The sequence below is a fragment of the Priestia endophytica DSM 13796 genome (genome assembly GCF_900115845.1).
In the GTDB taxonomy this organism is placed as follows: domain Bacteria; phylum Bacillota; class Bacilli; order Bacillales; family Bacillaceae_H; genus Bacillus_I; species Bacillus_I endophytica.
Genome location: NZ_FOXX01000007.1, coordinates 1 through 14223, shown reverse-complemented (window position 1 = coordinate 14223; position 14223 = coordinate 1). Strand labels below are relative to the sequence as shown.

Annotated in this window: 13 protein-coding genes, 15 tRNA genes and 1 rRNA gene; 6 read left to right on the top strand and 23 right to left on the bottom strand. The window is 38.7% G+C overall.

The window, feature by feature from the left end; all coding sequences use genetic code 11:
- The first annotated feature begins 12 nt into the window (after positions 1-12).
- Positions 13-771, top strand: a complete 759-nt coding sequence (locus tag BM012_RS13880; RefSeq protein WP_061803176.1) for an alpha/beta fold hydrolase — start codon at positions 13-15, stop codon at positions 769-771.
- A gap of 12 nt (positions 772-783) precedes the next feature.
- Here BM012_RS13880 and trmL read toward each other — a convergent pair whose 3' ends face one another.
- From trmL to queG, 3 genes are read right to left on the bottom strand one after another with little or no spacing between them, the layout of a single operon-like run.
- A complete protein-coding gene (gene trmL, locus BM012_RS13875; protein WP_019393994.1) occupies positions 784-1257 on the bottom strand; it encodes a tRNA (uridine(34)/cytosine(34)/5-carboxymethylaminomethyluridine(34)-2'-O)-methyltransferase TrmL in 474 nt (157 codons plus the stop codon).
- Between the two features lie 48 nt (positions 1258-1305).
- Complete coding sequence (locus tag BM012_RS13870; protein WP_061803175.1) at positions 1306-2178, bottom strand: amidase domain-containing protein; 873 nt, start codon at positions 2176-2178, stop codon at positions 1306-1308.
- A gap of 39 nt (positions 2179-2217) precedes the next feature.
- Positions 2218-3351, bottom strand: coding sequence for a tRNA epoxyqueuosine(34) reductase QueG (gene queG, locus BM012_RS13865; RefSeq protein ID WP_061803174.1), 1134 nt, complete (start codon positions 3349-3351; stop codon positions 2218-2220).
- A 95-nt stretch (positions 3352-3446) separates the two neighbouring features.
- On the opposite strand from queG, the gene BM012_RS13860 reads away from it, so the two are divergent.
- Entirely contained in the window at positions 3447-4112 is a 666-nt protein-coding gene (locus tag BM012_RS13860; protein WP_061803173.1) for a B3/B4 domain-containing protein, read from the top strand.
- Positions 4113-4217: 105 nt separating this feature from the next.
- Here BM012_RS13860 and BM012_RS13855 read toward each other — a convergent pair.
- Positions 4218-4291, bottom strand: a tRNA-Gly gene (locus tag BM012_RS13855).
- Between the two features lie 226 nt (positions 4292-4517).
- Positions 4518-5933, bottom strand: a complete 1416-nt coding sequence (locus BM012_RS13850; RefSeq protein WP_061803172.1) for an amidase — start codon at positions 5931-5933, stop codon at positions 4518-4520.
- 284 nt (positions 5934-6217) lie between these two features.
- On the opposite strand from BM012_RS13850, the gene BM012_RS13845 reads away from it, so the two are divergent.
- Entirely contained in the window at positions 6218-7423 is a 1206-nt protein-coding gene (locus BM012_RS13845) for a NarK family nitrate/nitrite MFS transporter (RefSeq protein ID WP_061803171.1), read from the top strand.
- 26 nt (positions 7424-7449) lie between these two features.
- Here BM012_RS13845 and BM012_RS13840 read toward each other — a convergent pair whose 3' ends face one another.
- Entirely contained in the window at positions 7450-8430 is a 981-nt protein-coding gene (locus BM012_RS13840; protein ID WP_061803170.1) for an aldose epimerase family protein, read from the bottom strand.
- A 156-nt stretch (positions 8431-8586) separates the two neighbouring features.
- Between BM012_RS13840 and BM012_RS13835 the strand changes: the two genes are divergently transcribed.
- The 3 genes from BM012_RS13835 (at position 8587) to BM012_RS13825 (ending at position 9552) form a co-directional block, all read left to right on the top strand.
- Positions 8587-8856, top strand: coding sequence for a hypothetical protein (locus BM012_RS13835; RefSeq protein WP_061803169.1), 270 nt, complete (start codon positions 8587-8589; stop codon positions 8854-8856).
- A 41-nt stretch (positions 8857-8897) separates the two neighbouring features.
- A complete protein-coding gene (locus BM012_RS13830) occupies positions 8898-9155 on the top strand; it encodes a hypothetical protein (protein ID WP_061803168.1) in 258 nt (85 codons plus the stop codon).
- A gap of 136 nt (positions 9156-9291) precedes the next feature.
- Complete coding sequence (locus BM012_RS13825; RefSeq protein WP_061803167.1) at positions 9292-9552, top strand: hypothetical protein; 261 nt, start codon at positions 9292-9294, stop codon at positions 9550-9552.
- A gap of 50 nt (positions 9553-9602) precedes the next feature.
- On the opposite strand, the gene dhaK is transcribed toward BM012_RS13825, so the two are convergent.
- The 17 genes from dhaK to rrf all read right to left on the bottom strand — a co-directional run bounded on the left by dhaK (position 9603) and on the right by rrf (position 14221).
- Positions 9603-11351, bottom strand: a complete 1749-nt coding sequence (gene dhaK, locus BM012_RS13820; RefSeq protein ID WP_061803166.1) for a dihydroxyacetone kinase subunit DhaK — start codon at positions 11349-11351, stop codon at positions 9603-9605.
- A 328-nt stretch (positions 11352-11679) separates the two neighbouring features.
- The gene (locus BM012_RS13815; protein ID WP_061803165.1) at positions 11680-12429 is read right to left on the bottom strand and encodes a glucose 1-dehydrogenase; all 750 of its coding nucleotides are present in this window, start codon (positions 12427-12429) and stop codon (positions 11680-11682) included.
- Positions 12430-12782: 353 nt separating this feature from the next.
- Positions 12783-12863, bottom strand: a tRNA-Leu gene (locus BM012_RS13810).
- A gap of 41 nt (positions 12864-12904) precedes the next feature.
- Positions 12905-12975, bottom strand: a tRNA-Cys gene (locus BM012_RS13805).
- A 13-nt stretch (positions 12976-12988) separates the two neighbouring features.
- Positions 12989-13063: transfer RNA gene (locus tag BM012_RS13800), tRNA-Gly, on the bottom strand.
- A gap of 4 nt (positions 13064-13067) precedes the next feature.
- Positions 13068-13142 (bottom strand) — tRNA-Gln (locus BM012_RS13795).
- 48 nt (positions 13143-13190) lie between these two features.
- A tRNA-His gene (locus BM012_RS13790) sits at positions 13191-13266 on the bottom strand.
- A 10-nt stretch (positions 13267-13276) separates the two neighbouring features.
- Positions 13277-13350, bottom strand: a tRNA-Trp gene (locus BM012_RS13785).
- 8 nt (positions 13351-13358) lie between these two features.
- Positions 13359-13443, bottom strand: a tRNA-Tyr gene (locus tag BM012_RS13780).
- A gap of 24 nt (positions 13444-13467) precedes the next feature.
- A tRNA-Phe gene (locus BM012_RS13775) sits at positions 13468-13543 on the bottom strand.
- 19 nt (positions 13544-13562) lie between these two features.
- Positions 13563-13638 (bottom strand) — tRNA-Asp (locus tag BM012_RS13770).
- A gap of 3 nt (positions 13639-13641) precedes the next feature.
- Positions 13642-13718 (bottom strand) — tRNA-Met (locus tag BM012_RS13765).
- A 14-nt stretch (positions 13719-13732) separates the two neighbouring features.
- Positions 13733-13808: transfer RNA gene (locus tag BM012_RS13760), tRNA-Val, on the bottom strand.
- 30 nt (positions 13809-13838) lie between these two features.
- Positions 13839-13913 (bottom strand) — tRNA-Glu (locus BM012_RS13755).
- A gap of 13 nt (positions 13914-13926) precedes the next feature.
- Positions 13927-14018 (bottom strand) — tRNA-Ser (locus BM012_RS13750).
- A 3-nt stretch (positions 14019-14021) separates the two neighbouring features.
- Positions 14022-14096: transfer RNA gene (locus BM012_RS13745), tRNA-Asn, on the bottom strand.
- A 9-nt stretch (positions 14097-14105) separates the two neighbouring features.
- Positions 14106-14221: ribosomal RNA gene (gene rrf / locus BM012_RS13740) — 5S ribosomal RNA — on the bottom strand.
- Between the last annotated feature and the right edge of the window lie 2 nt (positions 14222-14223).

Genomic DNA, 14223 nt, shown 5'->3' with positions numbered 1-14223 from the left:
AGTGTGGAAAGAATGCAAGTAAGACAAATCCAAAAAAGAGATATTGGCGGAATTGAATTATATTATGAACGCTCTTATGTAAAAAAAGAACAGCCCACGCTTATATTTGAATCTGGCTATGGATGTCCTTCAGTCTATTGGGATTCTATTAAAGATAAAGTAAGTGAATTTGCAAATTGCTTTTTCTATGACCGTGCAGGAATTGGAGAAAGCACGTATGATGGACGTCCACAGCACAGCAAACAATGCGTAGAAAATCTGCGCCTTCTGCTACAAGAAGCTAATATCCAACCTCCCTATATTCTTATTGGTCATTCTTTCGGAGGAGCAAATGTGAGATTATTTTCTCATACATATCCTAAAGAAGTAGAAGCAGTGATTCTCTTAGATTCTTGTCATGAAGATCAAAATAGAGTGATGGCTCCTTTGTTTAGCGAAGAAGTAAAAGAAGGATATTTTGGACAGTTCTCTGCTCAAGGAAGTGAAGCTTCTTTAGAAGAATTCGAAGAAAGTCTAGAGCAAATTCGTAATTGTCATTCTTTAGAAGATATCCCACTCATTATAGCAAGTGCAAGCTTACCTTCTTACCATACAGAAGCCTCTTTTGCAGCATGGGATTTGTTTCAGCGAGACCTTACTCGCCTTTCTGTAAATAGTAAAAGAATGATTATTCAAAATGCAGGGCATGCCCTTCATATTGATCAACCTGAAGCAGTTGTTCAGCTTATTCAAAACGTTGTAGAAGAATTAAAAAATAACCCTAGCCTCTAGCTAGGGTTATTTTTATTTTAAATGAGCAAAATTTTGTTGACGAAGTGCTTCATACACAAGAATAGCTGCCGTATTTGATAAGTTCAATGCTCGAACTTTATCATTCATTGGCAAGCGTAAGCATTTGTCAGCATACTTTTCTTGAATATAGTCTGGCAGACCATTTGTTTCACGACCAAACACAAAGAAATAATCTTTATCAGGTTGATCAAACCCGTACTTCATATAGTTTTGGTCACCGAACTTTGTAATAAAATAAAAATCGCCGTCTTTATTTTTCTCAAATAGTTCGTCAAGTGAATCATAATAAACAACTTTTACGTGCTGCCAATAATCAAGTCCTGCTCTTTTTAACATTTTATCGTCTGTCGAAAATCCTAATGGACGAATTAAGTGTAATGTTGTATCTGTTGCTGCGCATGTACGAGCAATGTTTCCAGTGTTAGCCGGAATTTCTGGTTGATATAAAACAACGTTTAATCCCACAATTGTCACCTCTACAAAAAAATCTATCCATCATTATACCACTAAAGGTTATGGATTAATATGAAAAAAAGCGTATTTAATATTTGGCGTATAAGCAGTTGAGTCTTTGTAGTCCCAATAACGCATCCTGCTGTCGTACGTGTTAGCATTCACAAGTGGCATACCATTTAAATCCCGATTTACAACAATTGTTGTATGATTCCACTTACGATCGCCTTCAAAATCATAGCAAATAACGTCACCTGGAATAAGTTGTTGGGCACTTCCTACTTCCTTCGCTCCAAGTCCTCCACTTTTCAGCAAGCGATGAAAAGCATTAGCAACAGACCAGCTGTAGCTCCATGAATCATTTTGCATCCACCAGCCTTTAGAACGATTTGGATACCCTCTCATCGAGATTCCGCCTTCGTGAAGACATTGAGAAATATAGTTTGTGCAATTCACTTCAAATGTATGATACTGCGGATTTCGTTCCTGCCACCAAAGCTCCGCATATTGAACAGCTTGCAAACGATTATATGTTCCGCGGATATCAACTTCTTCAAACTTCAAGTCTGCTTTGCTTTTCGTGTCTTTAATAAATGGATTATGCTCTTCATCTTTTACAAGCGTATCTTTAAAAAACTGAGCACTGCGTTTTTCCACATTTTCTTCCATGTAAAAGAAGTCACCTTGCTTAATAAAAGACTTCAAATGAACGTTGTACTCGACAAACGTTTCTTCTCCTTCTTCTCGATAAGAAGAAACTGCCCCTTTTGCCTGACACTTAACAATCATTGCTCCCCTTTTTTCTAGCGAAGCCTTCTTCCGTTCACATTGGTCTTCAATAAGGGTCCAGAAATCATTACGTATCTCTCCATTTGCATAGCTTGCCACCCTTGCTTCTGTTAAAAGCTGAAGAATATATCGTTTTGTTTTCATAAGCTTTATCACCCCTTAAAAGCTTATGATGGAAAAAGGCTAACTATTTACAAGGCGTAACCCTTTCTTAATTTCTTCAATAACTTCTTCCTCTTTTTCTTTTAAAAGAGCCGTTTCTAATTCTCTTACTGCTTCATTTGTTCCGATTTTCCCTAGCGCCCATGCTGCCGTTCCTCTAATAACAGGACGCACATCACCTTTTAAAAGCTTTATTAACTCTGGAACCGCTGTTTCGTCTTTAAAATGAGCAAGTGCAATAATGGCATTACGTTGGATCGGTTTCTTTCCTCTCCATGAACCTGAAACATGACCATATTTCTCTTTAAATTCGCGATTGCTCATTTGAAGAAGCGGTTTTAACTTTGGTTTAGCAATTTCAGGGTCTGGTTCTAATTCAGCATGAAGATGAAAATCTTTTCCTTTATTTTCAGGACAAACCGTCTGACATGTGTCACACCCATACAAGCGATTGCCAATTTTCGTCCGAAATTCATCTGGTAAAAATCCTTTTGTTTGTGTAAGGAACGCAATACAGCGATGTGAATTCAATTGTCCACCTTGCACAAGAGCACCTGTTGGACAAACATCAATACATTTATTACACGTACCGCAGCCATCTTCAACAGGCTGATCTGGTTCAAATGGAAGAGTTGTAACCATCTCCCCAAGATAAACATATGAACCAAATTCAGGCGTAATAATAGCGCAGTTCTTTCCGCTCCAGCCAATCCCCGCTCGCTCAGCAACAGCGCGATCTGAAAGTTCTCCTGTATCAACCATTGATTTCAACCGTGCACTCGGTACTTTTTCTTTAATAAACGCTTCTAATTTATTAAGACGGTCGCGAAGTACGTTATGATAATCATGCCCCCATGAAGCACGACAAAAAATACCGCGACGATCTTCCTTCGTCCCGCGCGGAGCATCTTTCATTTTCGATGGATAAGCAACGGCAATTGCAATAATAGACTTTGCTTCTTCTAATAAAAGATCTGGATTTGTTCTTTTTTCTAAATCTTTCTCTTCAAATCCAGATTCATACCCAAGCTCTCTGTGACGTTCAAGCCGGTTCTTTAACGTTTGAAATGTTGAAGCACTCGCAAATCCGATTTTATCAATACCAATTTCTTTACTATAAGCAATAACTTCTTCTTTAAGTTGATTAATATACATCCCAATCCTCCTTTCTGTTTAAGACTTAAATTTGGTAGTTTTCTTCTCTACCCTTTATACTAAAGGAAATGAACTGAAAAAGGAGATGGAATCCAATGGAAATCAAACTTTCTAATACACTTATTGAGAAAGTTCCTGGTTTTAAAGTAGGTGTTATCCAATACAACAACATCGAAATTGGGGAGTCACCCCAAATGCTGCGTGGAAGACTTCAGTTATTCCAAGAATCAATTCATTTTGATTTACAAGATAAAAACGTCACAGACTTCGAGGGAATTAAAGAATGGCGCCAAGTATTTAAAACGGTTGGGACTGATCCAAGCCGCTATCGCCCTTCAATTGAGGCATTGTACAGACGTATCAAAAAACATACATACCTACAGCCTGTCCATTCCGGAGTAGACTTAAATAATTTCTTCTCCTTAGAATATCAAGTACCAATAGGTCTCTATGATTTCGATGCCTTAGAAGGCGATATTCTTATTACAATTGGCGATGAAAATGCTCATTACGAAGGCCTGAACGGACGTAATGTGACGTTTTCAAACAGTATTGTTTCGCTTGATAATCAAGGTGCTTTTGGCAGTCCTTATGTTGATTCTGTCCGAACAAAAGTTACGGCAACAACAAAAAATGCTCTGCAAATTGTCTATCTAAAACCTTCAACAGACCTCGATAATGCAGAACGATTACTTTCTTCTCTTCAGCAAATGTTTAATCAAATCCACGGTGGAGAAGGAAGAGCGCTGGTTATCTCTTAAAAACCAGCGCTTTTCTTTTAAAAATAATAAAAAACGCAATGCTTCGTTGATTATCAAACGAAACACTGCGTTGCACACGTAATTGATGGTTAGGTTATGTATTATTGGAGCGGGTGATGAGAATCGAACTCACGACATCAGCTTGGAAGGCTGAGGTTTTACCACTAAACTACACCCGCATGTCCTTTTTTTGTTTCTTAACTACCTGACAATTAATATTATATTAACTTTTCGTTAAGATTGCAAGAGTTTTTTTAAAAATTTTTTAAAAAACTTTACAAATGACATTTGAAGTGAGGTTGAATAATTCATCAAAAAGAATTAAATATACAAGAAGTTATTCATAAATTAAGCTATTGGCTCTTCTCTAAAAAAAGGTTAGGATTTTCTCCTAACCTTCTTTGATTAAAACGGAAATCGCTTTCGTTCACTATATTTCTCATCATAAGCATAGGAAGCACGCAGCACCAACTCATCTTGAAATCGATTCCCGGCAATTTGAAGACCAATTGGCAACCCTGAGGCGGAAAAACCAATAGGAAGTGATGCTGCTGGAAATCCTGTTGTATTATATAAATGCGTTAACAACCAGTCTGAAACAGAACTGATTTTCTTACCGTTAATTTTATCAGGGCCAAGCAATCTGTAATCAAAAGCTGGAACAGCAAGCGTTGGAGATAAAATTAAATCATACGAGCCGAAAAAATCTTGCATTTTGTTCCAAATAGAGGTCCGGATTGGATCAAGATTTTTATATTGCACAGCATTTAATTTTGTTCCTTCCTCAATCATTGCTTTATAGGAATCTGACACCCACTCTGGATTTTCATTTAAAAGAGGCCCGCTTCCAGCAGCTGCTGATGAATACCACATACTTGTGAAAAAGGTGATAAACTCCTCAAGGTTCATGCCGAAATCCATATCAATTTTCTCAACTGTACAACCAAGCTCTTCCCACTTTGACAACGTACTTTCAACAATATGAGCAACTTCCTTGTCCACTTCATAAAGACCAAAGTTTTCAGTATAAGCGATTCTAACTCCTTTTAAATTCCCTTTAAGTTTTTGACTTACCTCTTTATTATACGCAGGCAACGAAAAAGGATCTCTTGTGGAAGGTCCTTGTGTGTTTTCTAGAAACAAAGCAGCATCCAGTGGCGAATGACTCAAAACGCCATGATTGGCAAATGGCGCTGTTGAACCAAAAGCATTTGCTGTGCTATTTGTATTTGGAATAGCCCCGTATGTAGGCTTGAATCCGTATACTCCGCAAAAGCTGGCTGGAATCCGTATAGATCCTCCCCCGTCATTTCCTTCTGCAATTGGTACAAGCCCAGCTCCAACAGCTGCAGCAGAGCCACCGCTCGATCCTCCTGATGTTTTAGAAACGTCCCATGGGTTTTTGGTTGCTCCAAACAATAGGTTGTCTGTTGTTCCAATATGACCAAACTCAGGCGTGTTTGTTTTTCCAATCACAATAGCTCCGGCCCTTTTCAATCGTTCAACAATTACAGCATCTCGATCTGGAATATAGTGTTGAAAAGCAGGTGAACCAAACGTTGTACGAATTCCCTTTGTTAAAGTTAAATCTTTTATAGCAATTGGAATGCCGTGAAAATCCCCTACATTTTCTTCTTTTATTAATCTTTCTTCCGCTTTCTTTGCTTCTTCTCTTACATTTTCATTTAGTGTTACAAACGCATTAATTTTATCGTTATGATCTTCAATGCGTTTTAAAAAGTAATCTGTTACTTCAACTGGAGAAAGTTTTTTCGCTTTCATTTGTGAAACAAGCTCAGAAACTCCAAACTGTTCTAACATAGCCTAACACCTTCTTTTTCTTATCTATTCGTCAGTGTACGAAACTTTTAAACACCGAGTCAACCAACTGTACTTTTTATCCAAAAAAGCTTCTCCGCATTAGTTAAATTAACTAACCATATTTCTAACCACTACGAAAAAACGCCTATTTCACGTTACATTTCCTTACATATCAATTTATTAATTTTTTCACAGATAGTATAAATAAAAAAAGATATCCTTTTCGTACATCTTTATTAAGTTTGAAGGTCATCTGAAACTTATCACTAGAGGGAGGAACAATAATGAAATTATCTCAATTGAAAACAAGTGGTCATGCTCCATCATTATTTTCAGCTTTTTTATACTTTGACGTTAGTTTTATGATTTGGGTACTGCTCGGTGCATTAGGCGTTTATATTACGAATGATTTTGGGCTTTCTCCAAGTGAAAAAGGCTTAATTGTCGCTATTCCTATTTTGGGAGGATCTATTTTCCGTATTCTTTTAGGAATGTTAACAGACCGTATTGGTCCAAGGAAAACAGCTATTATCGGCATGTGTGCTACACTAGTTCCGCTTGTGCTTGGATGGCAGTTTGGAAATACAATAGGAGAGCTGTACATAATCGGGATTTTGCTTGGTGTTGCAGGTGCAAGCTTCTCTGTTGCTTTACCAATGGCAAGTCGTTGGTATCCACCACATCTTCAAGGACTTGCAATGGGGATTGCAGGAGCAGGAAATAGCGGAACCCTTCTAGCTACATTGTTTGGCCCTCGCCTTGCTGAAGTATATGGATGGCACGGTGTAATGGGAATGGCTATTATCCCTCTTTTACTCGTATTCTTAATCTTTATCTTTACAGCAAAAGACGCTCCTTCACAGCCTGCTCCACAACCTTTAAAAGATTATCTTAAAGTTTTTAAATATCGAGATACATGGTTTTTCTGTCTTCTCTATAGCGTAACATTTGGTGGATTTGTTGGCCTTACAAGCTTCTTAAGCATTTTCTTCGTTGACCAGTATGGTTTAAGTAAAGTTGCAGCAGGAGACTTTCTAACACTTTGCGTTGCAGCAGGAAGCTTCGTTCGCCCAATCGGTGGTTTGCTTTCTGATAAATTTGGTGGAGCACGCATTCTTATGTTCTTATATATCGGTGCTGCTCTTTGTATGTTTGGTGTTGCACAACTCCCAGGGCTTGGGCTTGCAATTGCCATTTTATTCGTTGCTATGGCCTGTCTTGGTATGGGAAATGGCGCTGTATTCCAGCTCGTTCCACAGCGTTTTCAAAAGCAAATTGGTATGATTACAGGAATTGTTGGCGCTGCTGGCGGGATTGGAGGGTTTTTTGTTCCAAACTTGCTCGGTACTTTAAAAAGTACAACAAATACGTATGCAACAGGTTTCATCGCCTTTTCGGCAATTATTCTCGTTGCTTTAACCGTTCTTGTTGTTGCCCAGCAAACGTGGAAAAGAACGTGGAATGCTCAAAATGAATCAGTTAAAATTTAAAAAGAAGCACTTTAAAGTGCTTCTTTTTACTGTTTTAGTCGAAATGTATAACGGCTTTCCTCTTGAAACGGCTTTTCGGGATAAAGAACAGCACTAGGGAAATTTTCATGATGAATCGCATCAGGTAATTTCTGCAGTTCAATGCAAATAGCCCCATGTTTAAAGCCATCCCTTCCTTCATTGATTTTCTCTTTTTCGGTTAATCCATTGTTTGTATAAATCACAACGGCTGGCTCTGTTGTTGTTGCATGAAGTTCAACTGTCTTATTTTTATTTTTCAGCACAACTTCTTTGTCTTGAAGTAAAAACCCGTGATCATATCCACCTTCAATGTTAAGCTGGGGGTCATCTTTCGTGATAAAGCTTCCTATCTTGACTTCCTCTCGAAAATCAAATGGTGTATCTTCTACATTGAGTAATGTTCCGGTTGGTATAACTTCCTCTGTTAATTCTGTAAACTTTTGCGAAGAGATTTTCAGCAGGTGATTCTCAATGCCTTCTTCAAAATGTTCAAGATTGAAATGAAAATGAAGGGATGGCGCAAAAAGAGTTGGCTTGTCTGTTTCCGCTTCTGTTTTAACAACTAGCGTCTCGCCTTCTAGTTTATAAGTGACAGAAACGTCAACATTGCCAGGAAATCCACCTTCTCCGTCTTTTGTTTGATATGTAAGAACAGCACAAGTGTCTTCTTCGCTTACATCTACATCCCAAAACTTCGTAGCTAAGTTAGCAGACCCGCTATGCAAATTATGTTCTCCCTCATTTTTTTCAAGCTTATATTCTTTTCCTTCGAGCGTAAATTCAGCATTTGCAATTCGTCCAATAACAGGACCAACGAAGCAATTCAAACAGTGCTTATCATCAAAATAACTATCAATATCAGCATAGTTCATTACAACATTTTGCCCGTTTTCCAATAAGACGTGAGTAATATAAGCACCATAGTTCATAAACTTAACCGTTAACTTCTCATTTTTTAACGTATATTCTCGAATGTTCTCCTTCATTAAATAAGACCCCTTTCCTTTATAACCTCTAGTTTAAGTTGAAATGACGTATCTTATAAAATAAAAACTGTCCCTTTTCCTGATTGTAGTGAAACTTCCATTTACTATCTCCGTCTTATTAGTACAGATATTGAAGAAACAAAAGGAGGAACAACAATGGCTAACCTATTGTTTAGTATTCTTGAAGGAGTTTTAACCTCTGTCCCATCACGCAGAAGTAAGCTTATTAATTCTAAATTTAAAAGGCTAAAAAAAGAGAAATGGTTTCAAGAAATAGTGAATAGATATGGAACACTATTTCAAGCGAATACAGAAGTAAGAAATTTTATTGAAAGAACTAATATTGAAGAAGTATTAAAAGATCCTCTCCAAACAGAACTTTTTCAACTTCAATTGGAAAAAGTATTAGTGAAAGAAAACTTTTAAAAAATAACCATCATTTATCATTTTATAAAGGAGTCTAATCGTTGGGAAATCATTTTGTAAAAAGCGCCGTTGAAGTATTAGCAAACGGCTTCAATATACATCCACTCCAAGAAAATGCGCTTCTTTTTAAATATATGGAAGAGCTATGTTGTAAAGAAAATACCTTATACCTACTTGATGACCTAGAGGCTGTTGCAGAAGCAATCAGAGAATATGATGCTTATCTTCTTATCGATCTTATCTCTCTATATGATTGTAAAGCAGCACAGCAGCTAGATGTTTTAGTTCTGGAAGATTAATAAATATAAAAGAAATGAATTGTATTTTACATGTGCAAGGTGAATTTTTAGCCTTTCAGGACACACACCATTTTCAAAAATGGAAGACTATTTTGATTTAGACAGACAGCAAAACCAAGCATGGAGTATCTTAAACATGGAGTTCCTTTTATATGCAATGAGAAATGAATCTGTTCGTAGGAAGTGGACAGAACTGATTCTAGAATCTGTTGAACAGATTTCAAAACTTATCCAACAAATGGATGTCAAGACGGATGAAAAATCCAAGCTATCTTCTGAAGAGCTAGCTTGGACAATTCTTTCTTTAGAAAATGGTATGGCTATTTTTCATTTTATTGCTAAAGATAACGTTCCCGTGAAGCTGTATGGAAAGGCATTGCAAAATCTTCTTCACTAAGTCTCTCTTCCAAAGAAAAAAAGTCCGGGGAATCTCCCCGGACAAATGCTCTACTTTAAAGAATGAGATAGTTCTGTAAAAATAACGCCTAAAGCATGCGCTCCTGCATCAGGATGGCCTAAGCTTCTTTCCCCAACAGTACCAGCCCGTCCCATTCGAGCCACTATTTCTTTTGTCTTCTCAGCTCCGTTTACAGCCGCTTCTGCTCCTTTATGGAAGGCTGTCTTCATATCCTCACCATGCTCTGCACACTCTTTCCAAGCATCAGCACATGGTACAAGCGCATCCACGAGTGTTTTATCGCCAACTTCTGCTCCTCTACCAAATGAACGCTCTCCAATGTCTTGTATTCCCTCTACAACAGCTTGAAGCATGTCAGAAAACTCTTGCACTGTTAATTCACGTTTCTCTCCTACAGCCTTACCTGCTGCTCTAAAAGCACCACCCCATATTGGACCAGAAGCTCCTCCACAATGTTCCATAATAACTATTGAACTGCTATCTAAAAAACTACCTATGCTTAATGACTCTTCATTGATAATTGTTTTCCACTCACGTTTCAACTGTCTAAACCCTTTAGCAACACTTGTCCCAAAATCACCGTCACCTGCATGAGAATCTAACTTACAAAAAGCTAACTCGTTTTTAATAATCACTTCACTCATTTTATCAACAAGATAAATTATATTTCCTAACGAAATTACATTGTCTTTAACAACACGATACTCTTCTTCTGTCTCTACTTCAAAATGAACAGGCCCTGCTGTTTCTTCTTCCTCAACACCTGCATACTCTACTCGCTGAACAGGTCCATCTACCTTAAATGCTGGTGCATCTGATTTATTAGAAAGCAATGTTTTTAATTCATCGTCCAATTTCATAATAGATAGTGACACACCAGCCATATCAATGCTTGTCATGTAATTTCCAACAAAAGTTCGGTTAACTTTTATATTTCGATTAGAGAACTCTCTTGCTACTGCATTGTTAAAAAGATAAAGCTCCTGCAATGGCGTTCCACCAAATCCATTTACTAATACTGCTATCTCTTCACCTTCTATGTTTAAATCTTTTAGTAAATCACGCACCATACGTGCTGCTAACTCATCAGCACTTGCAATTTTTTCTCGTTTAATGCCTGGCTCTCCATGAATTCCTACACCATACTCCATTTCATCCTCATCAATCTCAAACGTTGGAGAACCGCTTGCAGGTAATGTACAAGATGTAAGAGCAACTCCTATACTGCGCACATTTTCCACTGCCTTTTCTGCAATGGCCTTCACTTCCAACAAGTCTTTCCCTTCTTCGGCTGCAGCACCAGCAATTTTATGTACAAGCACAACGCCAGCTACGCCACGGCGACCAACTGTATATAGACTGTCTTCTACCGCAATATCATCATCAACACGAACATATTCAACATTAATGCCGTCTTCTGAAGCTAAGTGAGCTCCGTTTTTAAAGTTCATAATATCTCCGCTATAGTTCTTAATGATTAGTAGTGTGCCCTTTTTACCCTCTGTTGCTTTAATAGCTTGATAGACTTGAATTTGAGAAGGAGAAGCAAACATATCTCCACATACCGCTGCATCTAACATACCTTTTCCAACCAGTCCAGCATGTGATGGTTCATGACCGCTTCCACCACCGCTAATTAACGTCACTTTGTTGTAGTTCATTTCTTTTTTCTTAATCACTTTATATTTCTTTAGAAGCTCAAGCTCAGGATGAGCCATTACAATTCCATTGCACATTTCCATAACAATATTTTCAGGATTATTAATGATTTTCTTCACTTCATTTTCCTCCTTAAACTATTCTTTATGTGGTTTCGAAATCTACGTAAGAATTAATGCTTGAGGTGAGCATATGTAGATTCCACCTCTATTATCTTTGTTACTTTTTATGTTAGAGTGAATGCGTTTTATTGTAAATGATAAATGTTTTTACTTTAACGTCTCTTATCATTTTGATAATAAATATAGACATAAGTAAGTTATCAAAGAAGATTTGTAAAAGAGCGTTTATAAATAGGAGGAAATCTATTAAAAGGTTGAATACCTCATCAAATGTTTCCGAGCTCCTCACTTTTCCTTACAAAAAAAAGCAGGAATGCTCCTGCTTTCAATGTTCATAAATCATTTTTCGTGTCATTCCACCATCTACAACAAGGTTTGTCCCTGTTACGAAATCATTGTCAGGATGTGTTAGATATAAACAAGCTTTTGCAATATCACTTGGTTTTCCTACTCGTTGCGATGGATGTTGAGTATGATCAATATCACGCAATGATTCATAATCATCTGTTTCAATCCATCCTGGTGAAATGGCATTCACGGTAATTTTATCCTCACCAAAGGAAATAGCTAATGCATGCGTTAAGGCCACAATTCCCCCTTTTGTTGCCGCATATCCTTCTGTATGTGGTTCTGACATTGCCTCTCTTGTTGAGGCCATATTCACAATAGAGCCACCCATTTCATTTTTCTTCATTTCCTTTGCTGCTTCCCTGGAACATAAAAATACGCTTCGTAAGTTTGTATTAATTATGTCATCCCATTCTTCAATGGATAAATCATAAGGAGATTTCCATCTCGTAACGCCAGCGTTATTTACTAAAATATCAATCTTGCCATATGTACGAACAGCTTCTGTCATTAAGTTGATAATTTCCTTTTCATTTCTTACATCTGTTTTAATAAACGTTGCTTTGCCTTCGGCTTGACGAATTTGCGTTTCATGCTTTCTTCCTTCTACTTCATCAAAATCAGCTATTATAACGTTTGCTCCTTTTGCTGCATATTGCTTTGATACTTCTTTCCCAATTCCATTTGCAGCTCCTGTTACAACAACAACCCTTCCATTAAAGGACATAATGCTCCACTCCATTTACATATTGATATATCTTTCATACCCGCAACGATACGGGACACCCACCTCATTTGAAACATTTGCAAAAGTGTTTTTTAACCACTTTTATAATTTCCCATCTTCTCCTTTATATGTATGATATTTAAATTATGAATTTTGAGAAACGCTTCAAAGACTTCCTCTTGCAAGAATTTACTCTTACTAATCTCTATATGAATTTTCTACTTCCTCTTATTAATACATTTCAAAGCACACAACTATATGTACACAATTCAAGCTTATTTTATCATGTTAAACAAGAACAAAAAAAGACCTCAACATAATCGTTGAAGTCTTAATCTCACTATAATATCTGATACCGGTGGTCGGGTTCGAACCGACACTCCAGAGGAACACGATTTTGAGTCGTGCGCGTCTGCCAATTCCGCCACACCGGCATATAAAAAACAAATCTGCTAGAAATAGCAGATACAAAAAAAGGCGGCAACCGGATTTGAACCGGTGATAAAGGTTTTGCAGACCTCTGCCTTACCACTTGGCTATGCCGCCGTCTTAAAGTAGATGGAGCGGAAGACGGGATTCGAACCCGCGACCCCCACCTTGGCAAGGTGGTGTTCTACCACTGAACTACTTCCGCATATTGGCTGGGCTAGCTGGATTCGAACCAACGCATGACGGAGTCAAAGTCCGTTGCCTTACCGCTTGGCTATAGCCCATTTATATGATGCTTGAAAGCATAATATGTATTTTATATGTAAACTAAATGGGGCGATTGATGGGAATCGAACCCACGAGTGCCAGAGCCACAATCTGGTGCGTTAACCACTTCGCCACAACCGCCATTTTAATTTGGCAGGGGCAGTAGGAATCGAACCCACACCGGAGGTTTTGGAGACCTCTGTTCTACCTTTAAACTATGCCCCTGTAAGAAATGGTGGAGGGGGACGGATTCGAACCGCCGAACCCAGAGGGAGCAGATTTACAGTCTGCCGCGTTTAGCCACTTCGCTACCCCTCCATCTTCATTGTCAAACATGATAAATGGTGGCTCAGGACGGAATCGAACCGCCGACACATGGATTTTCAGTCCATTGCTCTACCAACTGAGCTACTGAGCCGTATATAATTTTTAAATAATGGCGGTCCCGACGGGAATCGAACCCGCGATCTCCTGCGTGACAGGCAGGCATGTTAACCGCTACACCACGGGACCTTTTGGTTGCGGGGGCAGGATTTGAACCTACGACCTTCGGGTTATGAGCCCGACGAGCTACCAGACTGCTCCACCCCGCGATATGTTGTTTAAATGGTGGAGGATGACGGGCTCGAACCGCCGACCCTCTGCTTGTAAGGCAGATGCTCTCCCAGCTGAGCTAATCCTCCACAAAAACAGTAGTCTATGTATAGTAATAATGGTGACCCGTACGGGATTCGAACCCGTGTTACCGCCGTGAAAGGGCGGTGTCTTAACCGCTTGACCAACGGGCCATAAGTTGAGTAGTGGCGGAGAGCAAGGGATTCGAACCCTTGAGACAACGTTAGCCGCCTACACGATTTCCAATCGTGCTCCTTCGACCACTCGGACAGCTCTCCAAATGGCTCCACAGGTAGGATTCGAACCTACGACCGATCGGTTAACAGCCGATAGCTCTACCACTGAGCTACTGTGGAATATGGTTAGCCTGGCAACGTCCTACTCTCACAGGGACAAAGTCCCAACTACCATCGGCGCTCAAGAGCTTAACTTCTGTGTTCGGCATGGGAACAGGTGTGACCTCTTGGCTATGGTTACCAGACA